The organism is Qipengyuania thermophila (assembly GCF_004153605.1).
GTDB lineage: Bacteria > Pseudomonadota > Alphaproteobacteria > Sphingomonadales > Sphingomonadaceae > Qipengyuania_B > Qipengyuania_B thermophila.
This window is the reverse complement of record NZ_SDSI01000001.1, coordinates 283,547-310,046: the sequence shown is the minus strand read 5'-3', so window position 1 is coordinate 310,046 and position 26,500 is coordinate 283,547. Positions and strand designations below refer to the sequence as shown.

Below are 26,500 nucleotides of genomic sequence, written 5' to 3'. Positions count from 1 at the left end.
CTCGCCCCTTTCGAAACCCGAACTGCAGTGGCCAGGGCGGCCAACCGCTGCAGCGCGAACTACGGACCGCTCCGGCATTCCCGCACTCTCAACAGTATATGTGGGAAAGGACCGGAAGATGTTGCCGAAAAAGGGCAGGAAGTTGCCAGCTTGGGAGGGTGCGCTCGCCAGTCGCCAAGCCTTTGCCGAGACCATCGCCAATTTGCTGCGCAAGGAACATGGGGACACGCATCGTGCCGTGAAGCAACTGATGCGGCTGACCCATGCCAGCGAGCGGTCCGCAAAACATTGGATGGCCGGGCAACATGGCCCCGACACGCTATTCTTTCTGCGCTTGGTTGCGACGTCTCCCGTTATTCGAGCGTTCGTTCTCGGCATTATCGAAAGCCAGCAATCCAGACTCGCCGAGTCATCCGAATGGTTGCGCGGGGGAACATCGTGGGCACATGAAAACGGGAATGAGCGGCCGTTGGGCAAGCATCGACCGAATTCTGACCCTATAAATGACCTTGGAAATGACCCTGGAAATGACCCAATAAGTTTGGGTCTCAATGAGCGCCAACGCTGGGTGCTCGACCGAGTCGGCAAGGGGCACTCGGTCAAAGCCCGCGAGATCGCGGCACACTGGCAGGTGAGCATCAAGTCCGCGCGGCGCGATCTTGCGGGTCTGTGCGGCTGCGGTCTTTTGCGCTTTGTCGGTGCCCGCAAGAATGGCCGCTATCAGCTCGCTCACCGCTGACCCGCAAGCAGTGCGGGCAATTATGGCGATCAGTCATTGCCGGTCGAACAGTTCGCTGTCCTTCCGCTGTGTTTGCGGTACGGTCCAAGGCATGAAGCGCGACATGGACCTCATCCGGGATCTGCTCTTGCAGATCGAAGACGGACGACGCTCGTTTGATCTTTTGACCCCGGAGATCGCTGAGGTTTTGGGCGAGAGCAGCGAAGGCAAGCTGCCGCGCGAGCAGGCAGAACTATTGGAGTATCACCTGGACCTGCTCGACAATGCTGGTCTCATTACCATAAAAGCGAAGCTATCCGGCGCGGCTTGGCAGATTGGCCAGATCACATGGGCCGGGCATGACTTCCTCGACACCGTCCGTGATCCCGCCATCTGGCGCGAGACAAAGGCCGGCGCAAAGAAGGCTGGCGGCTTCAGTCTCGATCTCCTGAAGGCGCTCGCCAAGGGCTTGGTGAAGAAGAAGATCGAGCAACACACAGGGGTTGAGCTCGATTTGTAGGGTCCGATATATAGCCGTCGCAAGAGCGCATTGGGCGAAGCTTGGCCTCAGGCTGACGCCGTGCCGCAGGCCTTGATCTGAGCGCGCCACGGCGAGAATCGCTCCGATTCAGCTAGTGTCTGGGGCAGCGCCGCGAATGTCTCTCATTGACAAACGCGTTCGTATGGGTATATATGGACGTAATATGACCGGCACCTCTGCACAGCGATGTGTACGTGCCGGTTTTCTTTTGTGCGGATGGTCTAGGCCCAAAGCGGCCATCCCTCCCAGCCTGCAACCAACCCGAAATCGGCGGCCGTCACGGCCTTGTTTGCAGGTTCGGGGAACTCCGCCATCAAAGCTTTGAACCGCTCACCCCAGCTGGAATTCGGACTGATCCGCGCCAGCAGAAACCGCATGATGCAAAAGTACATGAATGGGCGCGCATTGGCGAGCGACTGCCAGTTCTGGTCGAACTGTGGCACCGGCGACAGCTCCAACACGTTCACATTCCACATGCGACTATGGTGCGCTGCGACGTTGCGAAGATAGCTCAGACTTCGCAACCATTTCTCCAGTTCGCGTCCCGTCCCCAGACCGTAGCTGGCCGCAATGACATCCTGGTCCTTTACGTTCATGCCGGCAAAGAGCCGCGAAAGGGCACCGAAATCCCAGATCTCGATCGCCACCCAGATCGGCAAGCGCCCGTGCTTGTTCATGTTGTGGGCAACGAAATGCTGCTTCCGGCTACGGTGAATCAGCTTGTCCTGGTGATCGAGCCAAAGCTGGTGCTCGGTCTTTCCCGCGTTGTAGCCCTTCGGAATTGCCCTGCGAGCAAAATTGCCGTGCAGTAGGGCGGGGTCGTACTGCGCGAAGCAGTCGAGCCTGCCCAGCAGGTGGGCTACGTCGACCCGGATGGCTCGTTCGATCCGTTCCAGCGCATCGAGCGCCAGGAGCCGCAGCTTGCGATCGAAGGCGTAGAGCGCAACAGCGTCCTCGAATGTTGAGTCAGGAAGGAAATGGTCTTCCCGGAACACCAGGCCGACGGGCTGTGCTTTTGGCGAGCGAAACGGATACCAATAGCCACTGAGGCAATAATAGCCGATCTTCTCGAGGTAACTGATCGCTCGGGTATCATCCCCCACCGTCAAGCCGCGATCCTTCAGAATCTGGAGCTGATCAGCGAAGCTTTTCCAGTCTGTCCCCGACACGCAATGCCCCCGATACGTCAACCATGAGTGTTGAGTGCCACACCCGAAGCAGATTTTATAGTAACTGGCGACATCGACACGGCGCCGGTCTTTGTATGGACTGGGCGCCGGGAGTCTCGATGCAGCTAGCCGGTGGCAGTCCCAACAAGGCTCGGTACAAGGTGCTGGTTATGGATAGGACATCATTGCAAGACGTTTTGCCCCCAAGTCGAGTAGACGCGCAATTTCATCCGATGTCCTTTGAACAGCCAGCTTCAGCGCTTCGTCGATATGGATATAGTCTTGCGTCACGTTTTGCGAAGCGTGACCGAGCATAGCGCGGATTGTCAGTTCCGAAAAACCCAGTTCGCCTGCGATGCTTCCGAACGTATGCCGAAGGGTATGTGGCGTGACGCCCGAAATTCCTGCGAGCTTGCAAACACGGTCAAGACAGGAACTCACGGCAGTATAGGGCCCGGCCCCGATTTCTGATGCGAAGACATAAGGATTGCCGAGCATTTCTGGCTGGCTCAGGACGATCTTCAGGGCCGCAGGGCCAATGGCACGGACTTGCGCACCGCCTTTGGTGTCCGGGAAACTGATGAACCCTCCCGCGGCGTTAACCCAGGACCTCTGCATGGCTTGGGCTTCTTCCCGGCGATAACCCGTTAGCAGAAGCGTCTTCAAAACGGCCAGCGCCACAGGATTTTCGTGGTTTCGCTCGGCAAACGCGATTGCCTTACCGAGCGTCTCAATCTCGGCGACGCTCAGCCGTCGGGTCCGCTTTGCGCTGGCCAGCTTTTTCGCACCTTGGGTTGGATGGGCCGCCAGCAACCCCTTGTGCTTGGCATGCCCTATGATCGCTTGAAGCGTACCCAGGCATCGCGAGGCTACACCAGCTCCTCCGGTCGCCTGTCCGCCACGACCACCGCTCCGAGCTTTAGCGGTTTTCCCGTTCTTAACATCGGACTGCATCTGCTCGACATCGGCGACGCTCAGCTGCGCCACCACGCGCTTTCCGAGGAGTGGGATTATGTGCGTCTTAATACGACTCTCGTCCATATCAAGGGACGATGCCTTTATCGGTCGGTTCAGTCGTCCCAAGATGTTCCCGGCCCGCGCTTCGGCCAGATACCATTCGCACATCTCCGCGACCGTCATGCCTTTGCGCGCACGACGTGTTTCATCAGCCGGATCTTCTCCCTTGATCACGGAGGCCAGGAACAGCTTGGCCTGATCGCGCGCCTGATCGACGGTAAGGACGCCGTATCGGCCAATATTGATGCGGCGCTGAATTCCCTCTGGGTTGCGATACTGGAGGATGAAGGTCTTTGTGCCCGACGGAAGGACACGTACGCCATAGCCGCGTACCTCGGTATCCCAGAGAACCGCTTGCCCCTTGGAGGGCGGAAGCAGGCTATCGACGCAGCGCTTGTTTAGCTTGACCGGAGTCATCCCCACCCCTCATTTGGTGACAAAATTCTCTGCCGAGCCTTTTGTCACCAAATTGTCAGCAGATGCAAGTCCATTTCAGGCATCTTGATCGCACTAAGGGAAACTGGAATGCTACATATATCGAGCGTTTAGCGTGGTATAGCGATGTGGAGCGTACTGGAGAAAAGCCCGTCGTTCTTCTTGCCAAGGTTGGGGTCGAGGGTTCGAATCCCTTCGCCCGCTCCATTTTCCTTCGACATTCTGCCGGCCACCGGTGCACCGGCACCCGCATGTTCCTGTCGCGCAGCATTTACCGGCTTGCGCTTCGAGCAGCGATCGGCAAAAGGCGGGATATGTTGTATCATGCCTTTGCGCGTGCGTCGCGCGTCGCCCTGTCCCTCGCCACCCTCGTTCCCGCCGCTGCTGCGGCGCAGACCGGCACAGCGCCGCCGGCCGTGGATGACGACTTCCACAGCCGCGACGCCGGCGTCATCGTCGTCAGCGCGCAGGGCCTGCGCGAACTGGACATCCTTGCCGGCACGTCGGTCGTGGAAGGGGTGGAGCTTCAGCGCAACCTCGACGCGCAGATCGGCGAGGTGCTCACCCGCCTGCCGGGCGTGACCGCCACGAGCTTCACTCCGGGCGCCTCCCGGCCCGTGCTGCGCGGCTTTTCCGGAGAACGCGTGCGGGTGCTCGTCGACGGTCTCGGCACTCTGGACGCGTCCAACACGTCGGACGACCACGCCGTCAGCCTTGAGCCGCTGACGCTCGAACGGGTGGAGGTCCTGCGCGGCCCGGCGGTCCTCCTATACGGCAGCCAGGCCATCGGCGGCGCGGTCAATCTGATCGACAAGCGCATCCCTCGCCGGGTGCCGGACGAGTCGGTGCATGTCGACGCCCTTGCGCGCTATGACAGCGTCAACGACAGCGCCAGCCTGGCCGGATCGGTCGATGCGCCGCTCGGCGGCGGGTTCGTCGTGCACGCGGACGGATCGTGGCGCAGCGCCGGCGACCTGCGGGTGCCGGGGTATGTCCTGTCTCGCCGCCTGCGCGCGGACGTGCTGGCCCGCGCCGCCGAGGAGGAAGCCGAGGGCGAACTCGCCGACGCCGAGGAACTGCGCGAGCTTGCCGAACAGCGCGGACGCCTGCCGAACAGCTTCGTCGACACCTGGAGCGCCAATGCCGGCGTCAGCTTCTTCTCGGGCGGCAGCATGCTTGGCGCGGCGGTCGGCTGGTATGACACCCGCTATGGTCTGCCCACACGGCCCGGCGCGGGGCATCACCACCATCACGACCACGACCATGATCATGACCACGATCATGACCACGACCACGATCATGACGAACACGGGCACGAGAACGTCACCATCGACCTGCGGCAGTTCCGGGCGGATCTGCGCGGCGAGCTGATGCTCGGCACGGGGGCGATCGAACGGCTGATCACCCGCGTCGGCTATTCGAACTACACCCATACGGAGTTCGAGGGCGACGAGGTCGGCACGGTGTTCGACGTGCACGGCATCGAGGCGCGGGCCGAGTTCGTGCAGAACCGGGCCGGTGCGCTGCGCGGATCGTTCGGGGCGCAATACTACGCCCGCGACTTCCAGGCGGTCGGGGAAGAGGCGTTCGTGGCGCCCCACCGCACGAGCCAGGTCGGGCTTTTCGCCCTGCAGGAGTATGACCTCGGCGCGGCCCAGCTCGAAGGAGCGGTGCGCTGGGAGCGCACCGGGGTCGTGTCCTCGCCCCTGGGCGTCGAGCGGCAGTTCAACGCCCTCTCCGGAGCGCTCGGCCTGTCGGTCGATCTCGCCAGCGGGCTGCGCGTCGGGTTGAACGGCACGCGGGTTCAGCGCGCCCCGTCGGGCGAGGAGTTGTTCTCGGATGGTCCGCACGTCGCCACGCAGGCGTTCGAGATCGGCGACGTCGATCTGCGCAAGGAGAAGGCGTGGGGCGTCGAAGGGTTCGTCCGCGGACAGCTGGGCCCCGCCCAGCTCAGCGCCGCCGTGTATCACAACTGGTTCGACGACTTCATCTATCTGCGTCAGACCGGCGAGGAGGAGGAGGACGGGCTGCCGGTGTTCGTCTACCAGCAAGACGGGGCGCGTTACTTCGGCGTCGAGGGGCAGGTGAGCGTGCCGTTGCTGCGGCAGGATGGTTTCACCCTGCTTGCCGACCTGCGGGGCGACTATGTGCGCGCGACGCTTGATGACGGCTCGCCCGTGCCGCGCATCCCGCCGCTCAGCCTGCTCGGCGCGCTGGAGGCGCAGGCCGGGATCGTCGACGCGCGGGTGGAGGTCCAGTGGTTTGCCGCCCAGAACCGGGTGGCGGCGTTCGAGACTCCCACGGACGATTTCGCCTTCGTAAACGCGTCGCTGGCGTTCAGGCCGTTCCGGGGCGACCGCAACGTCACCGTGTTGCTGAAGGCCGACAACATCTTCGACGCGGAAGGACGCCGGCACTCCAGCTTCACCAAGGACTTCGTTCCGCTGCCGGGACGCAACCTGTCCGCGTCGGTCCGCCTCAGCTTCTGAGGCTCATTCGGGTGCAAATGTGAGGGCGGCGTGCCTGCGCAGCCGCTCCACCAGCGCCTCGCCGAGCAACGATCCGGGCGTGCCGACCCCGCCCGGCGCCGCGCACGCCAGCAGGGCGATTCCGGTTTCCCCGAGCATGCGGCTGGTCGAGCCGTAGCCGGGATCGTAGCGGCCCTTGACGCCGTAGCGCAGCGACCGTCCTTCGGGGTACTCGCCGAGGAACAGGATGTCGTAGGATCCGTTTTCGCGCTCCTCGGCGGTCGGCCCCTCGCCAGGCTTGGGTCCGCTGTCCCCGAACATCGACCTGATGCCCCCGGCGATCGCCTTGGCCGCCTTCATGCCCATCTCGCCGGGGCTGGTCAGCACCATTTCGTCGTAACGGAAATCGCGGCCGTAGGGATGGTTCAGCAGGAGATTGGTGCGGTGAACGGTCTTGGTGTTGATCGGCGCCATCACGAACGGTGCGGCCCAGCTGTCGAGGGCGCGGTCATACTCCGGCAGCAGTCCGGCCGGCTGGTCAGGTCCGGAGAAGCCGGGCGTCAGGGCGAAGGGATCGGCGAGCACCTTGAGCAGCCCCGGATCGCGCGCCGCCGCCGCCATGGTCGCCCTGAACGACGCCGCAGTCCCGCCGGAAAACGTGCCGACCATGCGGCGCACACGCGCCTTCACCCGCGGTGCGGGCTGTCCATGACGCCTGATCGCCTCCTTCTGAAGCATGAGCACGCCGAGGTCGAAGGGGATCGAGTCGAAGCCGGCCGAGAAGCAGATGCGGGCGCCGCTTTCCTGCGCATCGGCGTGATGCTCGGTGATCTTGCGCGCCATCCACGCCGGCTCGCCGCACAGGTCGGCGTAGTCGGTGCCGGTGGCGACGCACGCCGCGAGCAGCGCGTCGCCATAGAGCTGATACGGCCCGACGGTGGTGAGCACGACCCGCGTGCGCCGGCACATCGCTTCGAGAGCCGACCGGTCCTGCGCGTCGACCACCACCAGCGGCGTGTCGGGGGCGGCGCCGATGCGCTCCCGCACCTCCTCGAGCTTGGCCTGGCTGCGCCCCGCCATGGCCCAGCGCGGCTTGTCGGGCGCGGCGCCGTGTTCGCGCACGAGATGCTCTGCCACAAGGCGGCCGGTGTAACCGGTGGCGCCGAAGACGATGATGTCGAACTCGCGCGAGGATTGGTCCATGGGCCGGGTGTGGACCAATCCTTTCGCGCCGGCAACCGCCCGTCAGGTCACGGGCGCACGGGACGATTGTCGGCCGGCGTCTCCGCGGCAACCCGGCGCGTCGCTTCGGCGTCCGCCTCGGCGCGGGCGGCGCGCAGCTCCGCCTGCTGTTCGCGGGCGCGGCTGCGGTAATGATCGAGGCTCCCGCGCACATTGCCATAGGCGAAGGTCAGCAGCAGACCGCCCGTCACCGCCAGCAGGCGCAGCGCCGTCGTGCCGGTGTCGTAGTCGCTGAACTGGTTGTAGAAGAAGAAGATCGTCAGCAGCGTCCAGATCGCCAGCACGACCGACACCAGCCGCGTCATGAGGCCGAGGCCGAGCAGGAGGCCGGCGACCATCTCGAAGATGCCGATGCCCTGCGCCCAGGCAGCCGGGAGATTCACGGCCTGCAGATCGGTGACGAAGCCGGCTGGGTACATGACCTTGTTGAACCCGGAAATGACGAACAGAAGGCCGATCAGGATCCGGCCGACTGTGGCGGTGATTGCGGACATGGCACCAATGCTCCCCTTGACGGCGCCCCCGCGCCGGTCGTGTCGAGGCAACGCATCAACGGCGCGTTGGTGCCGGCCGCGCTAGAGCCGGGGCAGGGTGACGCCGCGCTGTCCCATGTACTTGCCCGAGCGCTCGGCGTAGCTCGTCTCGCACCGCTCGTTGCCCTTGAGGAACAGGAACTGGCACGCCCCCTCGTTGGCGTAGATGCGCGCGGGCAGCGGCGTGGTGTTCGAGAATTCGAGCGTCACATGGCCCTCCCATCCCGGCTCGAGCGGCGTGACGTTCACGATGATGCCGCAGCGCGCATAGGTCGACTTGCCCAGGCAGATCACCAGCACGTCTTCCGGCACGCGGAAGTATTCCACCGTGCGGGCCAGCGCGAAGGAGTTGGGTGGGATGGTGCAGACATCCGTCTTGCGGTCGACGAACGAGGTGGCGGCGAAGTTCTTGGGGTCGACCACGGCGTTGTCGACATTGGTGAAGATCTTGAACTCGTCGGCCACCCGCGCGTCGTAGCCATAGGACGAAAGGCCGTAGGAGATGCAGCCGTCCCGGCGCTGCGCCTCCACGAACGGTTCGATCATGCCGTGACGCTCGGCAGCTTTGCGGATCCAGCGGTCGGAAAGAATCGCCATGGCTCTCCTTGCGACGTGACGGACGCGTCCGGCAAGCGCCGCGGGGCGGTTATCCGCTACCGGATCGGCCGCGCGCCGAGCTTGGGGTTCAGCGTGGCGATGTGGTTGAGCCACTGCTTGGGACGGCGAAGCATGGCCTGCGGATACTCGACCCGGATGCCGACGATCTCGGCGATCGCGCCGACGAAGTGGATGCAGTTGCGGGTGTCGAGATCGTAGAAGCGACCCGGCGCATTGCGCCAGCGCGCGACCTCCGCGACGATGGCGCGGTATTGCGCGTCCGTCAACGTCACGGAGAAGTGACGGTTGGTGGTCTGGATGTACCGGGGCTGCTCGGTCATGATCATGTGTTCGACCGGGCCGCGCAGAATGGCCGGGGTCACCCGGCGCGCGGTGAAGCCGTAATTTTCGTTCACGGGCGCGCCGGTGGCCTGAAGCGTCCCCTCGAGAACGATGAAGGTGTGCGGATAGCGTCCGCCCACCATGGATCCGTTGAAGCTGTGGAAGTGGAGCTGGACCGCGGCGAGGCCGGCGTGGCTCCACGTCAGCAGGACGGTGGCGAGAAGCGCCGCGACAAGCCGTCGCATCAGCTGGCGAGCAGCGAGGCGTTGCCGCCCGCCGCCGTGGTGTCGGTGGTGGTCACCCGCTCGGTGGCGAAGCGCAGCAGGTAGTGCGGACCGCCCGCCTTGGGTCCGGTGCCCGACAGTCCCTCGCCGCCGAAGGGCTGGCTTTCGACCACCGCACCGATCTGGTTGCGGTTCACATACAGGTTGCCGACCCGCGCCTGCCGCTCGACCAGGCGGGCGGTGGCCGCGATGCGGCTGTGCAGGCCCAGCGTCAGGCCATAGCCCGTCGCGTTGATGTCGGCGATCACCTCCGCCAGCTGATCGCTGCGGAAGCGCACGACGTGGAGCACGGGTCCGAAGTTCTCCCGGTCGATGGCCGCGATCGTCGGCACCTCGATGATGGTGGGCGCGACGAAATGGCCCGCAGGGGGCGCACCGCTGCGCCGCCACACCGGCCGGCCGAGCGCCTGCTGGGCTGCGACGTGACGTTCGAGCAGCGCCTTTGCCTCCGCGTCGATGACCGGGCCGACATCGGTGTCCAGCCGCGCCGGATCGCCCACATGCAGGGCGTCGAAGGCGCCGCGGATCATCTCCAGCAGCCCGTCGGCGATGTCGTCCTGGACATAGAGGACGCGCAGGGCGCTGCACCGCTGGCCCGCGCTCTGGAAGGCGGAGGCGACCACGTCCCGCGTGACCTGCTCGGGCAGGGCGGAGCTGTCGACGATCATGGCGTTCTGGCCGCCGGTTTCCGCGATGAGGATGCCGACCGGCCCGTCCCGAGCGGCCAGTGTGCGGTTGATGGCGCGCGCCGTGTCGGTCGAGCCGGTGAACGCTACGCCCGTGATGCGCGGATCGCTGGTGATCAGGCGGCCGACATTGCCGTCACCCGGCAGGAGCTGGAGCACCTCGCGCGGGATCCCCGCCCGGTGACACAGCTCCACCGCCAGCGCGGCGATCAGCGGGGTCTGCTCCGCCGGCTTGGCCACCACGCTGTTGCCCGCAGCCAGCGCCGCTGCCGCCGGGCCGATGAAGATTGCAAGCGGGAAATTCCACGGGCTGATGGTGGCCCAGACGCCGCGGCCGTGCAGGCGCAGGCAGTTCGTCTCGCCCGTGGGGCCGGGCAAGGGCACCGGCTGGGCGAACAGGCGGCGCGCCTCCGCCGCGTAATAGCGTAGGAAGTCGACCGCCTCGCGAACCTCCAGCACCCCGTCGACAAGCGTCTTGCCGGCCTCGCGCGTGCACAGCGAGAGGAACTCGGCCGCATGCGCCTCGAACAGGTCGGCGGCGGCCTCGAGACGCTGCGCCCGGTGCTCGGCGCCTGCCGCGTCCCATCCGGGCTGTGCCGCCTCGGCCCGGGTGATCGCCTCCGCGACATCGGCCTCCGTCGCGTCCACCCGCGTGCCGACCGCAACGGACGGGTTCTGGGGCATCGTCACCTCCGCCGGAGCGGCTGGCGCGCCCGAGGCGAAGGTCGGCGCCGCGTCCCATCGGCGGGCGCTCAGCGCGTCAAGCCGCGCCAGCAGCGGCTCGCGCACCAGCGGATCGCTCAGATCCACTCCGGCGCTGTTGCGGCGGCCGGGATAGAGGTCGCGCGGCAGCGGGATGCGCGGATTGCGCGCGGGCGTCATGGCGGCAAGCTCGGCCACCGGGTCCCCGGTCAGTGCCGACACGGGCACATGGGCATCGGCCATGCGGTTCACGAACGAGGAGTTGGCCCCGTTCTCCAGCAGGCGGCGCACGAGATAGGCAAGCAGATCCTTGTGGTTGCCGACGGGTGCATAGACGCGCACCGGCGTGCGGGCATCGCCCTCGAGCGCGGCGAGTTCCGCATACACGTCCTCGCCCATCCCGTGCAGGCGCTGGAACTCGAAGCCGCCATCTGCGCCCCGCGCCGCCGCCAGCGCCTTGATCGCCCCGATCGTGTAGGCGTTGTGCGTGGCAAAGGCCGGAAACACCTGGTCCGGGGCGTCCAGCAACCGGCCCGCGCAGGCAAGATACGACACGTCCGTCGCCACCTTGCGCGTGAACACGGGGTATTCCGAATGCCCGCCGACCTGCGCCAGCTTGATCTCGCTGTCCCAGTAGGCGCCCTTGACCAGCCGCACGAACAGCCGCCGCCCGTGCCGGCGGGCCAGATCCACGACCCAGTCGCACAGCGGCACGGCCCGCTTCTGATAGGCCTGAATGGCAAGGCCGAACCCCTGCCAGCCGCCCGGCTGCAGCGCGAACAGGCTGTCGTCGGCGACGAGCGCTTCGATGATGTCGAGCGACAGCTCGAGCCGCTCCGCCTCTTCGGCATCGATGGTGAAATGGATGTTGCCGGCCGCCGCGTGTCCCGCCAGGGTGCGCAGCACGGGCACCAGCGCCGTTTTCGCCTCCTCGGCGTGCAGGAACGAGTAGCGCGGGTGCAGCGCGGACAGCTTGACCGAAATGCCCGGCGCCCGTGTCACGCCGGCGCCGCCCTCGCGGGCAAGCCGCGTCACCGCCGCTTCGTAGGACCGGCGATAGCGCTCCGCATCGGCAAAGGTCATGGCGGCTTCGCCGAGCATGTCGAAGGATTGCGTCAGGCCGCGGGCGCGCTCCGGTGCGGCGCGGCGGAGCGCTTCCTCGATGTCGCGGCCATAGACGAACTGCCCGCCCAGGATGCGCATCGCCTGCAGCGTGGCACGCCGGATGACGGGTTCTCCCACACGCCCGATGGCCCGCCGCAGCGACGCGCCCAGCCCGCGCTGCGCCTCGTCGGGCCGGTCCAGCACCTCGCCGGTCAGCATCAGCGAGAACGTGGCGGCGTTGACGAAGGTTGACGAACTCTCGCCCAGATGCTCCGACCAGTCGATGGGGCCGAGCTTGTCGCGGATCAGCGCATCGGCCGTCGCCGGATCGGGAACCCGGAGCAGCGCTTCGGCAAGGCACATGAGCGCGATGCCCTCGTCCGTGTCGAGGCCGAACTGGTGAAGGAATGCATCGATGCCGCTGGCCTTGCGGCGGCGCGCCCCGGCGATGAGCAGCGCCGCGATCTCGGCCGCCGGACGATGAACGCCCGCCGCCGCTTCCGCCTCGACGAGCCGCTGGCGGACACACGACTCCTCGTCCTGCCGGTAGGCGGCGCGCAGGTGGTTGCGCGGCACGCTCTTTGCGACGGGCGCCGGCGGAACGGGGGTGCGCGGAGACGGGCTGGCCATAAGGTGCAGATATTGCGCTCCGTCATGCGCGGCAAGGGCGCAGGTGGCGCCGTGGCTCAGAGGCGTTCCAGCAGCCGCCGCGCCACGGCTCCGAGCCGGATCCGCAGCTCGGGGTCGTGCTCGGCGGGCGCCGTCACCACCGCATCCTCCAGCGCGAAGTCGATCGGCGACTCCTCCCTGAAGCGGGGGAGCTGGGCGGCAAGCCCCGCGACCACCATGCGCGCCAGCCGCACACCGGCCGCGCCGTGGGCGACCACTTGCTCGACGCCGAGGGGCGTCCTTCCGTCGAGGCCCGGATGCACGTCGGTGACAAAGCCCATCAGCGCGTAGGGCAGCTCGGCCTCCCGGGCGAGCCGCGCCTCCGGCATGGCCGTCATGCTGGCGATGCCGGCGCCCCAATGGTGCCACAGCGACGCTTCCGCGCGAGTCGGGAACTGCGGGCCGTCGACGACGATGCAGGTGCCGCCCGCCTGCACCCGCGCGCCGGCGCGCCCGGCCGCCGCCGTCAGCGCGTCCGCGAGGCGTGGGCACACCGGTTCGGCCAGGCTGACATGGGCCACCAGACCCGCGCCGAAGAAGCTCCGGTCGCGCCCGTGCGTGTGGTCGATGAACTGGTCGGCAATGACCGTCGTCCCCGGCGCGATGCCGGGATCGAGCGCGCCTACCGCGCCAAAGGCGACGATGTCGGTGCACCCGGCCCGCTTCAGCGCGTCGATGTTGGCGCGGGCGTTGATGCGGTCGGGGGGAAGGCGGTGTCCACGGCCATGACGCGGCAGAAAGCGGATGTTGAGCGCGCCCAGCCGGCCGCACAGGACGGCATCCGACGGCGTGCCCCAGGGGGACTCCACCGCGATCCACTGCGCGTCCTCCAGATCAGGCAGGTCGTAGAAGCCCGACCCGCCGATGATCCCCACAGTCCACTCGCCGCTCATCCCCGCCCCCTGCCCATGTGCTTTTCCCGTGCGGCCGCATCCCGCCGCCATGCTGCGCCGACGCGTGCTAGCGCTCAAGATGCTACGGCAGGATTAACCAGTCAGGGACGCGGGCCGGCCGGCGACCACTCGCCGGATGCATGCCAAGGCACGCAGCAGAAGCCAAGGAGACAGAAGCCGACAAGCGGCTGGTGCGGTCGAGAAGACTCGAACTTCCACGGGCTTTCGCCCACAACGACCTCAACGTTGCGCGTCTACCAATTCCGCCACGACCGCACGTCGCTTCATCGCACCGGCCGGGACCGGGCGCTCCTGCCGGAAGGGTGCGCCCCTAACAACCGCCTCGCGGCGTGGCAAGGGCGAATGCGCGGCGTCCGAGGCGCTCAGCGTGGTGCCCAGCCGAACTCGGCGACGACGGCCGAGCGCGGCACGTCGGCGATCGCCTCGTTGATCTCGTCGCTCTCCCCCGGCGCGAGACGGGTGCGCGGCGGCTGGATGACCTGGCTGTAGACCACCCGTTCGCGCGCGTCGCGCAGGATGACCAACACAGGGGGCACGTTGCGGCTCTCGCGGCTCGTGTTGGTGATCGTTCCGCTGATGGCCAGGAACTCGCCTCCGTCGGGAAGCGTGCGGGTCTGGTTGCGTTCGTCGGGGAAATGGATCGTCAGACCCGGATCGCCGGCGACGAATTGCGGCTGGGTCTGCCACAGCCAGGCTGGCGTGGACATGGCGCGCGACATCACCAGCGCCGCTGCCAGGGCAAGCAGCAACGCCCCCGCGAGCACGGGCCCGCGCCAACGCCTTCTCCGCTCCGGTGCCGCCTCGCGGGTGTCGTCGTCGGCCTCACCCACCTCGTCCCGCGCACGCCCCTCCGGCGTGTCTCCCCCGCGCCTGTGGTCCGACGGGCGGTAGAACGGCGGCTCGGGCAGTTCGGGCGCGGGCGCGCCGCCCTCCCGCCCGGCGGCGTCTGCCACACCTTCGCGGGGGGCGCTCTCCGGCGGCTCGGCCTCGCGGGGCGGGAGCGGGGGCGGGGAAGTGGCAGGAGGCGCGGGAGATGGTGCAGGGTTGTCCTGAAACCAGCTGTGCCGGCACTTGGCGCAGCGAACGGTCCGCCCTTCCTCGCCGAGCGCCTGATCGGGCACGACATATCTGGTCCCGCATTCCGGGCAGGCGATCAGCATGGGCCGTCTTCTTAGGCAGGCGTTAACCGCGCTGGCAAGGTTGCGGCGCCCGGCTCGCCATCGACGCACCCTTTTTTCCACATCCGCGCCCGGCTATAGCCGCCGCGAATGACGGGCGAGGGACACAGCACAGGCGGTCCGGCAACGGGTTTGCGACCGATCGGGCGGCGCCCCGCCGAATGACGCCTCCCGACGGCGAGATCGTGCGGTTCGACAATGTCGGCCTGCGCTACGGGACCGACCGCGAGGTGCTCAGCGACCTGTCGTTCTCGCTGTTCGAGGGCCGGTTCTACTTCCTCACCGGGGCCAGCGGCGCGGGCAAGACGTCGCTGCTGCGGCTCCTGTACCTCGCGCAGCGGCCCTCGCGCGGTGCGGTGCGGATGTTCGGCGAGGATCTCGTCACCCTGCCGCGCCGCGCCTTGCCCGCGCTGCGCCGCCGGATCGGAGTGGTGTTCCAGGACTTCCGCCTGATCGAGCAGCTCGACGCGTTCGACAACGTGGCCCTGCCGCTCCGGGTCGCGGGCGTGCGGGAGCGGGATCTCGCCCAGCCGGTCGCCGACATGCTGGACTGGGTCGGGCTGGGGCACCGGGCCCGCGCGCGGCCGCCGACCCTGTCGGGCGGAGAGCAGCAGCGCGTCGCCATCGCCCGCGCCGTGATCTCGCGTCCCGACGTGCTCGTGGCCGACGAGCCGACCGGCAATGTCGATCCGGAGATGTCGCTGCGGCTCATCGGCCTGTTCCAGGCGCTGAACCGGCTTGGCACGACCGTGGTGGTCGCCACCCACGACGTGCAGCTTCTTCGCCAGATCCCCGACGCGCTCATCATGCGCCTCGACCGGGGCCGCCTGCACGATCCGACCGGCGCCCTGCGCTATCCCCCGCGTCCCGACCGGATCGCCCCGCCGCGCGCGGAGGTCCGGCGTCCGGCGCATCCGCATTCCGGCGCCGGGGAGGGGGGCTGACATGCGGCCATGGACCGGACGGCGACGCCGCGACACCGCCGGCCCGCGACGCGCCGCGCGGGAGGCGCCGCTGCTGCCCGCCACGCGGCTTGGCGGGCCGATGTCGTGGATCCTTGCCATCATGGTGGGGCTGGTGATGCTCGCGACGGGTGCGGCGCTCGCGCTGAACGGCGCAGGAGCGGCATCGCGCAGCCAGCTCGCCCGCACGGCGACGGTGCAGATCGTCGCCTCCGATGCGGCCGTGCGCGATCGGCAGGTGCGGGCGGCCGCGCAGATCCTCGCCGCTCAGGACGAGGTGGCGTCGGTCCGGGTGATCCCGCCGGACGAGCTGCACGCGCTGGTCGCGCCGTGGCTTGGCGCCGACCTGCTTGAGACGCAGGGCCTGCCGGTGCCCGGCCTGATCGACGTGACCACGCGCGGGCCGGTCGACGAGGGCGTCCTCGGGCGCCTCGAGACGCGCCTCGCCGAAGTCGCGCCCGCTGCGCGGCTGGACACGCACGCCGCTCTTCTGGCGCCGGCGCTCGGCGCCATGACTTCGCTTCAGCGTCTGGCGCTGGGCGTCGTCGCGCTGCTGGCGGTGCTCGGGATGATCGCCGTGTGGCTGGCGGCCCGCAGCGCCCTGGCATCCAGTGCCGACACGGTCGAGGTGGTGCATCTGCTGGGCGCCGACGACAGCCAGATCGCCCGCGTGTTCCTGCGCTCGGTGTTTCCGGCCGTGGTCGGCGGAAGCCTTGCCGGAGCGGCCGGCGGGGCGGCGGTGCTGTGGTTCATCGCCCGCCGCTTCTCGGCGGTGGAGGCGGGTCTTGGCGGCGGAGTGCAGTTCGGCGCCGGTGCCTGGGCGCTGCTGGCGCTGGTGCCGCTTGCGGCTGCTGGCGTCGCTCTGTTAACGGCCTGGCTGACCGTGCTGTCCGCCCTGCAGAGACGCCTGTGATGATCCGCTTTCTTGCCGCTCTGCTGCTCCTGTATGTGGGCGGCTTCATCTGGCAGGCCGCCTTTCCGCCGCAGCCCGCGCCGGTCGCCGAACGCACCGACGCCGCGCTCGTGCTGACGGGCGGTCCGGGGCGGATCGAGCGCGGCCTCGCGGTGGTGAACGCCGGGGCGGCGCGCGAGGTGTTCGTGTCGGGCGTGGCCCGTCAGGTGACCGAGCAGGAATTTGCGGACCGGTACCGGATTGCGGCGCCGCTGCGCCGGTGCTGCGTCACGCTGGGCTATGCCGCCGTCGACACGCGCAGCAACGCCCGCGAGGCGGCGCAGTGGGTGGAGGAAAGCGGCCACCGCTCCGTCCGGCTGATCACCGCCGACTATCACATGCGGCGCGCCGCCGGCGAGGTCGCGGACGTCATGCCGCCCGGCGTGACAATCCTGCGCGACGCGGTCCGGACGCGTCCGTCGCTCGGCACGATGTTCGCGGAATACAACAAGCTGGTGGCGAGCCTCGTGTGGCGACTGCTGCCATGGTGACTGTCGCGGCCGCGCGCAGCCTGCTGTTCTACGCGGTGTTCTATCTCGGCTCGGCCGGCTACACGAGCGCGGCGTTGCTGGCGCGGCTGCGCTCGGACGACGCGTTCCGCCGGGTCGTGCGCGGATGGAGCCTGTTCCACCGCTGGTGCGTGCGGGTGCTGATCGGCTCCCCGATCCGGGTGGAGGGGGCGCCGCCACCGGGGCCGGCCCTGTTTGCGGTCAAGCACGAAAGCTTCTTCGAGGCGATCGACGCGCCGGCGCTGTTCGACACGCCGTCGGTGTTCGCCAAGCAGGAGTTGTTCGGAATCCCGCTGTGGGGGCGCGCTGCCCGCGCCTACGGGCTGATCCCGGTCGCGCGGGATGGCGGGGCACGCACGTTGATGACCATGCTGCGCGAGGCACGGGCAATGGTGGCGGCGGGGCGTCCGCTGGTGCTGCTGCCCGAAGGCACGCGCGTGCCGGTCGGCACGGCTCCGCCGCTGCAGTCCGGGTTCGCCGGCCTGTACAAGGCGCTCGGCCTGCCGGTGGTGCCTGTCGCCGTCGACAGCGGCCGCGCCTACCACCGCTGGATCAAGCGGCCGGTGCCGATCACCTACCGCTTCGGCGCGCCGGTGCCGCCGGGGCTGCCGCGCGAGGAGGCCGAGGCGCGGGTGCATGCCGCCATCAACATGCTGGCCCCGGCCGCTCTTTAGAGTGTCGTCGCCAGCCGCTGCAGAATGGCCGCGCAGGCGCGAACATCGCGTTCGGTGCCGATCGTGATCCGCAGGGCATGGCCCAGCCCCTGGCCGGGGAGGTGGCGCACGGCGTAGCCTTCGGCGGCAAAGGCGCCGAGCGCCGCTGCGGCGGCCGCGGTATCGGGAAAGGTCACGAGCAGGAAGTTGGCCCGGCTCGGGACGGCGGCGAGACCGCTGTTGCCCAGCCGGCCGATCGCCTCCGCCAGCCAGGTGCGCCACCGCAGGTTGTGCGCCCGCGAACGGGCCACGAACTCCTGATCGCCGAGTGCAGCCAGCGCGAGTCGCTGTCCGGTGGCGGTGACGTTGAAGGGTCCGCGGATCCGGTTCAGCGCCTCGACGAGCGGGGCCGCTCCGGTCGCCCAGCCGATCCGCTCTCCCGCAAGACCGTAGATCTTCGAAAAGGTGCGGGTGACGAGCACATTGGGCGCCCGGCGGCTGAGATCGAGGCCGCCGTCCTCGTCCTCGGGTTCGAGATACTCGGCGTAGGCCTGATCCACCACCAGCAGCACGTCGGCCGGCAGGGCCGTGTGGAGGCGGGCAAGCTCTGCGCGGGGGAGGAAGGTGCCGGTCGGGTTGTTCGGATTGGCCAGAAAGACAACCCGCGTGCGGGGCGTGACGCAGGCCAGCAGCGCCTCCACGTCGGTGCCGTAGCCGCGATCGGGCGCCTCGACCGGCGTGGCCCCGCACCGCCGCGCCGCGATGTCGTACACGGCAAAGGCGTAGCGGGTGAACAGCACCTCGTCGCCCGGCCCGGCGAACGCCTGCGCGGCAAGGTTGAGCAGCTCGTCCGATCCCGTGCCGCACACGATCCGCGCGGGGTCGAGCCGGTGGCAGCGTCCCAGCGCCTCGCGCAGGAGTTCGGACTGGGGATCGGGGTAGGTGGCCGGCGCCTGTCGGCTGTCCGCGGCGGCCGCCAGCACCGCCGCGCTGCACCCGAGCGGGTTCTCGTTGGCCGAAAGCTTCACCAGCGCCCGCCCGTCAGCCGCCTTCGAGGCGCCGGGCGTGTAGGCGTGGATGGCGGCGGTCCAGGGCTTCATGCGCGGCGCGTCAGCAGTCATGCCGCAGCGCCTTACGCGGCTTTGCGCGCCGGGCAAGCGGGGGAAGGCCTATTCCTCCAAAGGTTGTTGGTTGGCCCCTGTTCATCTGTCCGCGGCTAGAGGCGTTCTCATGCTCCACGCGCTTTTCCTTCTCGCCGCGGCCGCGCCGCAGCTCAGCCCGCTGCAGCAAGGCGCCCTGACCTGCGCCGCGGCCTTCGCGGTGGATGCCGGGCAGCCCGGGGCGGAGGTGCGGGACCGCTCCCGCGAGCGCGAATTCTTTGTGCAGGTGCTGGCGCAGATCATGGACGAGACGGGAGCCGACCGCGCGGCCATCGCCGGGATGGCGAGCGCGGAGGCACGCCGCCTGGCCGACACGCCCGGAGAGCTGGAGCGTGTCCTGCCGCCATGCCGCATGCTTCTGCCCGGCCCCGCGGCGCGCTGAGAGCCGCGCAGGACAGGCGCCGCGGCGGGCGACCGTTCGAGACGGTGGACGCGGGTGCCGGGTTGCGGCACAACGTCATGCTCCATGTGGCGTCTTTACCAGTTTCCGCTCTGCCCGTTCAGCCGCACGGTCCGCATCATGCTGGGCGAGAAGGGAGTGGCCTACGAACTCCAGCGCGAATATCCGTGGGAGCGGCGCGACGAACTGTGGGCGCTCAACCCGGCGGGGCAGGTGCCGGTCCTGCACGATCCCGAGCGCGGCATCACCCTCGCGGACAGCCGGGCGATCTGCGAATATCTGGAGGAGACGGGCGAGACCAGCCCGATGCTGAACGCCAATGCCGCCGGCCGGGCGGAGATCCGCCGGCTGGTGGCGCTGTTCAGCGAAAACTTCTACCGCGATGTCACCGCGCCCCTGCTGCACGAGCGCATGACGAAGCGCCTGTTGCACCGCCAGTCGCCCGACAGCCGGGTGCTGCGCGGCGCGATGAAGCTCGCGCACGGCCATCTCGACTACATCGACTGGCTCGTCGATCATCGTCCCTGGCTTGCCGGGCCGACGATGAGCCTGGCCGATCTGACCGCGGCGGCGCAGATTTCTGTCGCCGACTATCTCAACGGGATCGACTGGCGCGGGCACGACCCGGCGCGCGCCTGGTATGCCGTGTTCAAGAGCAGACCAAGCTTCCGCCCGCTGCTGGCGGAAAAGATGGAAGGCATTCTGCCGCCCGCCCACTATGCCAAGGTCGACGCCTGACCCGCGCCCCGTCCACCCCATCGTCCCCAGCGGAGTTTCTGCCATGGCCGACAAGCTGACCCTGACCGACGCGGAGTGGCGCCGCCGCCTCAGCCCGGAACAGTACCGTGTGCTGCGTCAGGCTGGCACCGAGCGTGCGTTCACCGGCGCCTACGAGGCGAACAAGCAGCCGGGACAGTACCGCTGCGCCGGCTGCGGGGCGCTCCTGTTCGCCTCCGAGGCGAAGTACGACAGCGGGTCGGGCTGGCCGAGTTTCACCACTCCGGCGGCACCCGATGCCGTGGAGGAGCATCGCGACATCTCGCACGGGATGGTCCGCACGGAGGTCGTCTGCGCCCGCTGCGAAGGGCATCTGGGGCACGTCTTCCCCGATGGGCCGGGGCCGGACGGGCTGCGTTACTGCATCAATTCGGCGGCGCTCGATTTCGATCCGGATGATGGCAATGACCCCCGCTGAATGCGCAGGCGCGGCTGCGGCCCTGCGCATCGCCGCCATCGCGGCCGCGCTGCCCGCAGGATATCGCTGAGGCACCATGGCGCGCGGGAACGGCACGTCAACGACGGGCGCGGCGCGGCGCCGCATGCCTTCGCGCGGGGCGCCGGCCCGGTCGGCGCGAGGCGCGGCGGCACCGCGCCGCACCGGGCGGCTGCGACGGGTGTTCGGCTGGCTGGCGCTGCTTGCCGGCATCGCGGCCCTCTTCACCGGCGCGGCGGTGGTGTTCGCCATGCGCGAGCTGCCCTCCTTCGGCGAGCTGCGCAACGCCCAGCCTGGCCAGACCATCGTGGTGCGCGCTCGCGATGGCACGGCGGTGGTCGAGCTTGGTCCCTCCTACGGCGAATGGCTGAGCAGCGACGAGATCCCCGAGGTCATGAAGCATGCGATGATCGCGGTCGAGGACCGGCGGTTCCACTACCATTTCGGCGTCGACCCGATCGGTCTGGCACGCGCGGTTTATGTCTGGGCGACGGGAGAGCGGCGGCTCGGCGCGACCTCCACCATCACGCAGCAGCTCGCCCGAAACATCTTCCTGAACTCCAACCGCTCGATCGACCGCAAGATGCGCGAGGCGGTGCTCGCCATGGCGCTCGAGGCCAAATTCTCCAAGGAGGAGATCCTCGAGCTGTACCTCAACAAGGTCTATTTCGGGGGCGGGGCGTGGGGCATCGATTCCGCCAGCCGCCGGTTCTTCAGCCATCCCGCCACCGACCTCAGCACCGGAGAGGCGGCCATCATCGCCGGGCTGGTCAAGGCGCCGTCGCGCTATGCGCCGAGCGCCGATGTCGAGGCCGCCGTCGACCGGGCGCGGATCGTGCTGCGGCTGATGCGCGAGCAGGGCTACATCTCGCCCTCGGAAGCGTCGGTGGATGTCTCCTCCATCCGGCTGAAGCGCGACACCAGCTCCAACGCCGCCCGCTATTTCAGCGACTGGGTGCTGCCGCAGCTCGACGTGCTCCTGCCCGAAACCTTCGAGCCGATCGAGGTGTGGACGACGCTCGACGCCAATCTTCAGAACGTGGCGACCCGCACCCTGCGGGACAATGTGCCCGCCGGCGCGCAGGGCGCGCTCGTGGCCCTCGACCGTGACGGCGCCGTGCTCGCCCTCGTCGGCGGCACCGACTACGTCGCGACCAACTACAACCGCGCCACCCAGGCGGTGCGCCAGCCCGGATCGGCCTGGAAGCTGTTCGTCTATCTCGCCGCGCTGGAGGCCGGCTACACGCCAGAGGACCGGGTGGTCGATGCGCCGGTCACCATCGGCGAGTGGACCCCGCGCAACGCCAACGGCCGCAATGTCGGCGAGATGAGCCTGCGCTCGGCGTTCGCCTTCTCCACCAACACGGTGGCGGCGCAGCTCGGCAACGAGGTCGGCTTCAACACGGTGGCGGCGATGGCGCGGCGGTTCGGCATCACGACGCCGATCAGCACCACGCCCGCCATGGTGCTCGGCACCTCGGAAACCCGCCTCATCGACATGACTCAGGCCTTTGCCGCCATTTCTGCGGGCGGGCAGGCGGTGCAGCCCTATGGCGTGGTGCGCGTCACCACGGCCAGCGGCGACACGATCTACCGGCGCGAGAGCCGCCGGGTGACGCAGCTCGTGCCGGATTACGTGGCGGCGGGCATCACCGACCTGCTGCAGACGACGGTGAACACCGGCACCGGCCGGGCGGCTCAGATCGGCCGGCCCGTCGCGGGCAAGACCGGCACGACAAATTCCAACCGCGACGGCTGGTTCCTCGGCTTCTCGAGCGGCATCACCACGGGCATCTGGATGGGCCGTGACGATGCCCGGCCCGTGGCCGGCTTGCAGGGAGGGACGGCGCCGGCGCGGGCGTTCTCGCAATTCATGCGCGTGGCGGTCGCCGACCGGCCGGTGGAGCCGTTCATGACACAGGTCCAGCTGCCTGAATGGCAGCTGGAGCCGGACGCGGAATACGGCTTCGGCAACCCGGACGAGTATTACCTCGTCGACGAGGAGGGCAATCCTCTCGACCCTGGACCGCGGCCGGGCGGAGCGGATCCGGGTCGCGACGCTGGCCCCGAAGGCGAGATCGCGCTGCCGCCGGCGCCCGGCCAGCCGGCCGCGCCGTCACCGGGCACCCCCCGCCGCCCGCCGCCCGGACCGGCGCCGAACGACGCCCGTCCGGCGATCCCTCCCGCGGCCAGCGAGGAGTTTCTCCGGCAGGCGACCGGACGCCAGCCTGCCCCGGAAGGACCGCCGGCGCCGCCGCGCTAGCGCACGCCCGTGCGGCCGCCAACGGGCAGCCGCACGTGCGGGCGGTCAGCGGAGGCGAACGGCGATCGACACCGCTGGCGATGTGCCGCGCTGGATGCGCAGCAGCACGGCGGTGCGGTTCGCGGCCCGCGCGTCCCGCACCACGCCCTCGACATCGGCAATGGAGGTCGTCGTCCGGTTGTTGGCGGCGATGATCAGGTCGCCCCGGCGCAGGCCCTTGGCGGCCGCATCGCTGCTGGGATCGACATTGGCGATGACGACGCCGTTGACGTTTGCGCCGAGACGCAGCTGCCGGCGGATCTGCTCGTTGAGGGGGAGCAGCTGCAGGCCGAGGCTCTGCTCGACCGCCGCGCTGACATTGTCGCTGCCCCCGGAAGGCGGAGCGAGCTGGTCCTGCTCGGGGTTGAACTCGCCCTGCGTCTGGCGCAGTTCCTCCTCGCTCGGGCGCCGGCTGACGGTGACGTTGAGGCGCCGCCGCTGCCCGTCGCGGATGATTTCGACCGGGATCGTCGTGCCGGGCCGGATGTTGGCGACGGTGAAGGACAGGGTCCGCTCGGGCGTGACTTCCTCGTTGTTGACTGACAGCACCACGTCGCCGGGCCGCAGTCCGGCGCGGTCGGCGGCTTCGCCCGGCACGACAGACTGGATGAACTCGCCGCGGTTTTGCGGCAGGCCGAGCGAGGCGGCGAGGTCGCCGGTGACCGGCTGGATCGACACGCCCAGATAGCCGCGGGTGATCGTCTGCCCGGCGCGCAGCTGCGACACGATGGGTGCGGCGATCTCGGCCGGGATGGCGAAGCCGACACCCACATTGCCGCCGGTGGGAGAGAAGATGGCGTTGTTGATGCCGATGACATTGCCCTGCATGTCGAACAGCGGGCCGCCCGAATTGCCGCGGTTGATGGCCGCATCGGTCTGGATGAAGCGGTCGTAGGCGCCGCCGAAACCGCTGGACCGGTAAACCGCCGAGATGATGCCGCTCGTCACCGTGCCGCCAAGACCGAAGGGGTTGCCGATGGCGATGACCCAGTCGCCGACGCGCGCCTGGGCCGAATCGCCGAAGCGGACGAAGGGAAAAGGTTCGCGCCGGCTGATCTTGAGCACGGCGAGATCGGACTGCGCGTCCTGTCCCACCACCTGCGCGCGGTATTCCGTTCCGTCGGCCAGCGTCACCGTCACCTCCTCGAGCGTGGCGCGCTGTCCCGGAGGATTGATGACGTGGTTGTTGGTGACGACATAGCCGTCCGCGGAAATGAGGAACCCCGAGCCGAGCGACTGGGCCTGCCGCGTCTGGGGCTGCGCCGGCTGGCCGCGCTGGCCGAAGAACTGTTCGAACGGCGTGCCGGCAAAGGGATTGCCCGTGCCGACCTCGACCCGCTGCCGCGTGGAGATGTTGACCACCGCCGGCTGGAGCTGAGCCGTCAGGTCGGCGAAGCTGGCCGGAGCCCCTGCGCGCGGCGCCACGCGCGTCATCTGGGTGTCGTCGTTCTGGGCCACCTGCGCGCCGGCCGGGTGCCCGGTCGCCAGCGACAGTGCCGCACCGCCGGCGAGGAGAGTTGCGGTTATTCCGTAAGCATAACGCACGTGTCGGGAATCCTTCCTGCTGCGGGGAAGTCGGGCGGCCGGACGGCCGCGCCGCTCAGCCCGGAATTTCGCCACAAGAGCACTGAACGGCCATTGAACAACCGCTGGCACCGCCGCCGGTTTCCCGAGCCATGGCGGCGGTTCAGCGGCCGCGGAACTGGCGCAGGTACTCGTTGTCGGTGGACAGCACGACCGAGCTGTCACCCTGCCCGCTTTCGAACGACCGGCGGTAGCTCTCCATGGCCCGGTAGAAGTCGTAGAACTGCGGATCCTGGCCATAGGCGGCGGCGTAGGTCCGCGCGGCGGTCGCCTCCGCCTCGGCCCGGATGATCTGCGCGTTCTTGCGGCCCTGCGCCCGGATCGTTTCCGCCTCCTGCACCCGGTCGGTCTCCATGCGGGTGAAGGCCGCGTCGAGCGGCGTGCCCTCGGGCAGGTCGGCGCGCTTGATGCGGACATCGATCACCTGCGCGCCGTACTGCCGCGCCTGCCGGTCGAGAGCGGTGCGGATGTTCGCCATGGCGTTGCCGCGTTCGGCCGTCAGCAGCGCCGCGAAGGGACGGCGGCCGAGTTCCTGCCGCAGCACCGAGGTCAGGATCGGCTGAAGCTGCTGCTCGACGTTCTCCGCCGTGCCCGCCGTTTCCACCATCAGCACCGGGTCGATGATGCGGAAGCGGGCATAGGCGTCGACCTGCAGGCGCTGCTGGTCGTTGGACAGCACCTGCTGACGCTCCATGTCGAGATCGAGCACCCGGCGGTCGACCATCTGCACCCGGTCGAGGAACGGGATGCGGTACCAGATGCCCGCGCCGGTGTTGCCCGGCTGCCGGTCGGGCGTGAAGCGGTTCACCGTGCCGATCGCCTCCCCGCCTCTCACGATCACGGCCTGCTTCGTCTCCGGCACGACGAAGAAGAACGACCACAGCACGATCAGCGCAGCGACCAGCGCCACCCCGATGAGCTTCATCCGGTTCTGCGTGCGCGTCATCGTCCGGCTCCCGCGGGGGCGGCCGGCTGCGCCGGGCGCGGCGCCTGCTGCGCCTGCTGCTGCGCCTCGCGGGCGCGCCGCTGCACCTCGGGCAGGGGGAGGTAGGTCTGGACTCCCGGTGCCTCGACAACCGTCTTGTCGGTGCGTGCCAGCACGCTCTCCATGGTCTCGTAATAGAGGCGCCGGCGCGTCACCTCGGGCGCCAGCCGGTATTCCTCGTAGATCTTGTTGAAGGCGGTGGCATCGCCTTCGGCGCGGGCGAGCAGCTGCTGGGCGTAGGCGCGCGCGCGGTTGATGTCCGTCTCGGCATCCTGCTGCGCGGCCGAGACGTCCTTGAACGCTTCCACCACCCGCTCGGGCGGGTCGGTCTTTTCGATCTCGATGCCCTGCACCGCCACGCCCGAGCGATAGGCGTCGAGCAGCTCCTGCATCCGGGTCCGCACCCGCTGCTCGATGTCGGCACGCCCGGCGCCGGACAGCACGTAGTCGAGTTCGTGCTCGGCGACGGAGGCGCGCATCGCCGCTTCGGCCACCTCCCGCACCGTCTCCTCCGGCTCGGCAAGCTGGAAGCGGAACTGGCGCAGATCCTTGATGTTCCAGCGGATCAGATAGGACAGGTCGACGAGGTTCTGGTCCCCGGTGAGGATCAGCTTCTCCGCCTCGGTGCCCGGCACGCGTTCGGAGCGGAAGGTGCTGACATCGACCACCGAGACGTTCTGCAACGGCCAGGGCAGGGTGACGTTGATGCCCGGCTGCAGCGTGCGGGTGTACTGGCCGAAGGTCGTGACGATGCCCTGTTCCTTGGGCTGCACCTGATGGACGGAAGAAAGGATGATCCACAGGGCGCCGGCACTCATCAGGAGCACCGGAACCCAGCTCTTGCCGTCCGCCCGCCGCGGCAGCCGGAAGCCGGGTCCGCCCGTCCCGCCGCCACCGCCGCCGATCCGCCGCGGTCCTTCGGGTCCGCGGTTCTTGAACAGGTCCTCGATGCTCGCGGGGCGGCGCCCCGGCTGTGTCCCGCCACCACCCGGCGGCAGCCACGGATTGCGCGGCGGCCCGGCGCCTTCCGCGCGTGGCGGTTCGCCGCCGCCGCCGTCCGCGCCCTTGGGCTTGCCCCACGGGCTGCGCTGGCCGGCCATGCTCAAGCCGATCGCGCGGCCGATCCCGTCCATGAATGTCATGACGAAGGTTATAGGCGCGCGTCCGCGAGAAAAACAGGG

Annotated in this window: 24 protein-coding genes and 1 tRNA gene; 11 read left to right on the top strand and 14 right to left on the bottom strand. The window is 68.8% G+C overall.

Annotated elements, in window-relative coordinates; translation table 11 throughout:
- Window positions 1-118 precede the first annotated feature (118 nt).
- Both ETO60_RS01475 and ETO60_RS01470 read left to right on the top strand, forming a co-directional pair.
- Window positions 119-739 carry a hypothetical protein gene (locus ETO60_RS01475; protein ID WP_130002104.1) on the top strand — a complete coding sequence of 207 codons (621 nt, stop codon included), beginning with the start codon at window positions 119-121 and terminating at the stop codon, window positions 737-739.
- A gap of 91 nt (window positions 740-830) precedes the next feature.
- Window positions 831-1,238 (top strand): DUF2513 domain-containing protein, encoded by a 408-nt coding sequence (locus tag ETO60_RS01470; RefSeq protein WP_130002101.1) that lies wholly within the window; start codon window positions 831-833, stop codon window positions 1,236-1,238.
- Between the two features lie 242 nt (window positions 1,239-1,480).
- Here the strand turns inward: ETO60_RS01470 and ETO60_RS01465 are convergent, their stop codons facing one another.
- Together ETO60_RS01465 and ETO60_RS01460 are read right to left on the bottom strand one after the other, a co-directional pair.
- A complete protein-coding gene (locus ETO60_RS01465) occupies window positions 1,481-2,428 on the bottom strand; it encodes an Abi family protein (protein ID WP_130002099.1) in 948 nt (315 codons plus the stop codon).
- Between the two features lie 168 nt (window positions 2,429-2,596).
- Window positions 2,597-3,862, bottom strand: coding sequence for a tyrosine-type recombinase/integrase (locus tag ETO60_RS01460; protein WP_130002098.1), 1,266 nt, complete (start codon window positions 3,860-3,862; stop codon window positions 2,597-2,599).
- Between the two features lie 332 nt (window positions 3,863-4,194).
- On the opposite strand from ETO60_RS01460, the gene ETO60_RS01455 reads away from it, so the two are divergent.
- On the top strand, window positions 4,195-6,369 hold the full coding sequence (locus ETO60_RS01455) for a TonB-dependent receptor domain-containing protein (RefSeq protein WP_130002096.1): 2,175 nt from the start codon (window positions 4,195-4,197) through the stop codon (window positions 6,367-6,369).
- A 3-nt stretch (window positions 6,370-6,372) separates the two neighbouring features.
- Here the strand turns inward: ETO60_RS01455 and ETO60_RS01450 are convergent, their stop codons facing one another.
- The 8 genes from ETO60_RS01450 to ETO60_RS01415 form a co-directional block, all read right to left on the bottom strand.
- On the bottom strand, window positions 6,373-7,551 hold the full coding sequence (locus ETO60_RS01450; RefSeq protein WP_130002094.1) for a saccharopine dehydrogenase family protein: 1,179 nt from the start codon (window positions 7,549-7,551) through the stop codon (window positions 6,373-6,375).
- 47 nt (window positions 7,552-7,598) lie between these two features.
- On the bottom strand, window positions 7,599-8,084 hold the full coding sequence (locus ETO60_RS01445) for a DoxX family protein (protein ID WP_130002092.1): 486 nt from the start codon (window positions 8,082-8,084) through the stop codon (window positions 7,599-7,601).
- An 81-nt stretch (window positions 8,085-8,165) separates the two neighbouring features.
- Window positions 8,166-8,720 (bottom strand): dCTP deaminase, encoded by a 555-nt coding sequence (dcd, locus tag ETO60_RS01440; RefSeq protein WP_130002090.1) that lies wholly within the window; start codon window positions 8,718-8,720, stop codon window positions 8,166-8,168.
- Window positions 8,721-8,776: 56 nt separating this feature from the next.
- A complete protein-coding gene (locus ETO60_RS01435) occupies window positions 8,777-9,307 on the bottom strand; it encodes a hypothetical protein (RefSeq protein ID WP_130002088.1) in 531 nt (176 codons plus the stop codon).
- Window positions 9,307-12,468, bottom strand: a complete 3,162-nt coding sequence (putA, locus tag ETO60_RS01430; protein ID WP_130002086.1) for a bifunctional proline dehydrogenase/L-glutamate gamma-semialdehyde dehydrogenase PutA — start codon at window positions 12,466-12,468, stop codon at window positions 9,307-9,309. The genes ETO60_RS01435 and putA overlap by 1 nt, the downstream gene beginning before the upstream one ends.
- Window positions 12,469-12,524: 56 nt before the next feature.
- On the bottom strand, window positions 12,525-13,400 hold the full coding sequence (locus ETO60_RS01425; RefSeq protein WP_130002084.1) for a phosphorylase family protein: 876 nt from the start codon (window positions 13,398-13,400) through the stop codon (window positions 12,525-12,527).
- Between the two features lie 189 nt (window positions 13,401-13,589).
- A tRNA-Leu gene (locus ETO60_RS01420) sits at window positions 13,590-13,676 on the bottom strand.
- Between the two features lie 107 nt (window positions 13,677-13,783).
- Entirely contained in the window at window positions 13,784-14,581 is a 798-nt protein-coding gene (locus ETO60_RS01415) for a zinc-ribbon domain-containing protein (RefSeq protein ID WP_130002082.1), read from the bottom strand.
- Window positions 14,582-14,760: 179 nt separating this feature from the next.
- Between ETO60_RS01415 and ftsE the strand changes: the two genes are divergently transcribed.
- From ftsE to ETO60_RS01395, 4 genes are read left to right on the top strand one after another with little or no spacing between them, the layout of a single operon-like run.
- The gene (gene ftsE / locus ETO60_RS01410) at window positions 14,761-15,543 is read left to right on the top strand and encodes a cell division ATP-binding protein FtsE (protein WP_130002080.1); all 783 of its coding nucleotides are present in this window, start codon (window positions 14,761-14,763) and stop codon (window positions 15,541-15,543) included.
- 1 nt (window position 15,544) lies between these two features.
- Window positions 15,545-16,474, top strand: coding sequence for a cell division protein FtsX (locus tag ETO60_RS01405; RefSeq protein ID WP_130002078.1), 930 nt, complete (start codon window positions 15,545-15,547; stop codon window positions 16,472-16,474).
- Complete coding sequence (locus ETO60_RS01400; protein ID WP_315850258.1) at window positions 16,474-17,004, top strand: YdcF family protein; 531 nt, start codon at window positions 16,474-16,476, stop codon at window positions 17,002-17,004. The genes ETO60_RS01405 and ETO60_RS01400 overlap by 1 nt, the downstream gene beginning before the upstream one ends.
- Window positions 16,998-17,696 (top strand): lysophospholipid acyltransferase family protein, encoded by a 699-nt coding sequence (locus ETO60_RS01395; protein WP_130002074.1) that lies wholly within the window; start codon window positions 16,998-17,000, stop codon window positions 17,694-17,696. Before ETO60_RS01400 ends, ETO60_RS01395 begins: the two co-directional genes overlap by 7 nt.
- On the opposite strand, the gene ETO60_RS01390 is transcribed toward ETO60_RS01395, so the two are convergent.
- Window positions 17,693-18,796: a pyridoxal phosphate-dependent aminotransferase gene (locus tag ETO60_RS01390; protein WP_130002072.1), complete on the bottom strand. Its 1,104-nt coding sequence runs from the start codon at window positions 18,794-18,796 to the stop codon at window positions 17,693-17,695. The two genes, ETO60_RS01395 and ETO60_RS01390, sit on opposite strands and share 4 nt — an antisense overlap.
- 109 nt (window positions 18,797-18,905) lie before the next feature.
- Here ETO60_RS01390 and ETO60_RS01385 point away from each other — a divergent pair, with 109 nt between their 5' ends.
- The 4 genes from ETO60_RS01385 to ETO60_RS01370 all read left to right on the top strand — a co-directional run bounded on the left by ETO60_RS01385 (window position 18,906) and on the right by ETO60_RS01370 (window position 22,711).
- Complete coding sequence (locus tag ETO60_RS01385; protein ID WP_130002070.1) at window positions 18,906-19,217, top strand: hypothetical protein; 312 nt, start codon at window positions 18,906-18,908, stop codon at window positions 19,215-19,217.
- Between the two features lie 84 nt (window positions 19,218-19,301).
- Complete coding sequence (locus tag ETO60_RS01380; RefSeq protein WP_130002068.1) at window positions 19,302-19,973, top strand: glutathione S-transferase family protein; 672 nt, start codon at window positions 19,302-19,304, stop codon at window positions 19,971-19,973.
- Between the two features lie 43 nt (window positions 19,974-20,016).
- On the top strand, window positions 20,017-20,430 hold the full coding sequence (gene msrB / locus ETO60_RS01375; protein ID WP_130002067.1) for a peptide-methionine (R)-S-oxide reductase MsrB: 414 nt from the start codon (window positions 20,017-20,019) through the stop codon (window positions 20,428-20,430).
- A 76-nt stretch (window positions 20,431-20,506) separates the two neighbouring features.
- Entirely contained in the window at window positions 20,507-22,711 is a 2,205-nt protein-coding gene (locus ETO60_RS01370) for a transglycosylase domain-containing protein (RefSeq protein ID WP_130002065.1), read from the top strand.
- A gap of 45 nt (window positions 22,712-22,756) precedes the next feature.
- On the opposite strand, the gene ETO60_RS01365 is transcribed toward ETO60_RS01370, so the two are convergent.
- From ETO60_RS01365 to hflK, 3 genes are all read right to left on the bottom strand, one after another.
- Window positions 22,757-24,295, bottom strand: a complete 1,539-nt coding sequence (locus ETO60_RS01365) for a Do family serine endopeptidase (protein WP_130002063.1) — start codon at window positions 24,293-24,295, stop codon at window positions 22,757-22,759.
- Window positions 24,296-24,437: 142 nt separating this feature from the next.
- Entirely contained in the window at window positions 24,438-25,280 is an 843-nt protein-coding gene (gene hflC / locus ETO60_RS01360; protein ID WP_130002061.1) for a protease modulator HflC, read from the bottom strand.
- Entirely contained in the window at window positions 25,277-26,461 is a 1,185-nt protein-coding gene (gene hflK / locus ETO60_RS01355; protein WP_234026259.1) for a protease modulator HflK, read from the bottom strand. The genes hflC and hflK overlap by 4 nt, the downstream gene beginning before the upstream one ends.
- Window positions 26,462-26,500 lie beyond the last annotated feature (39 nt).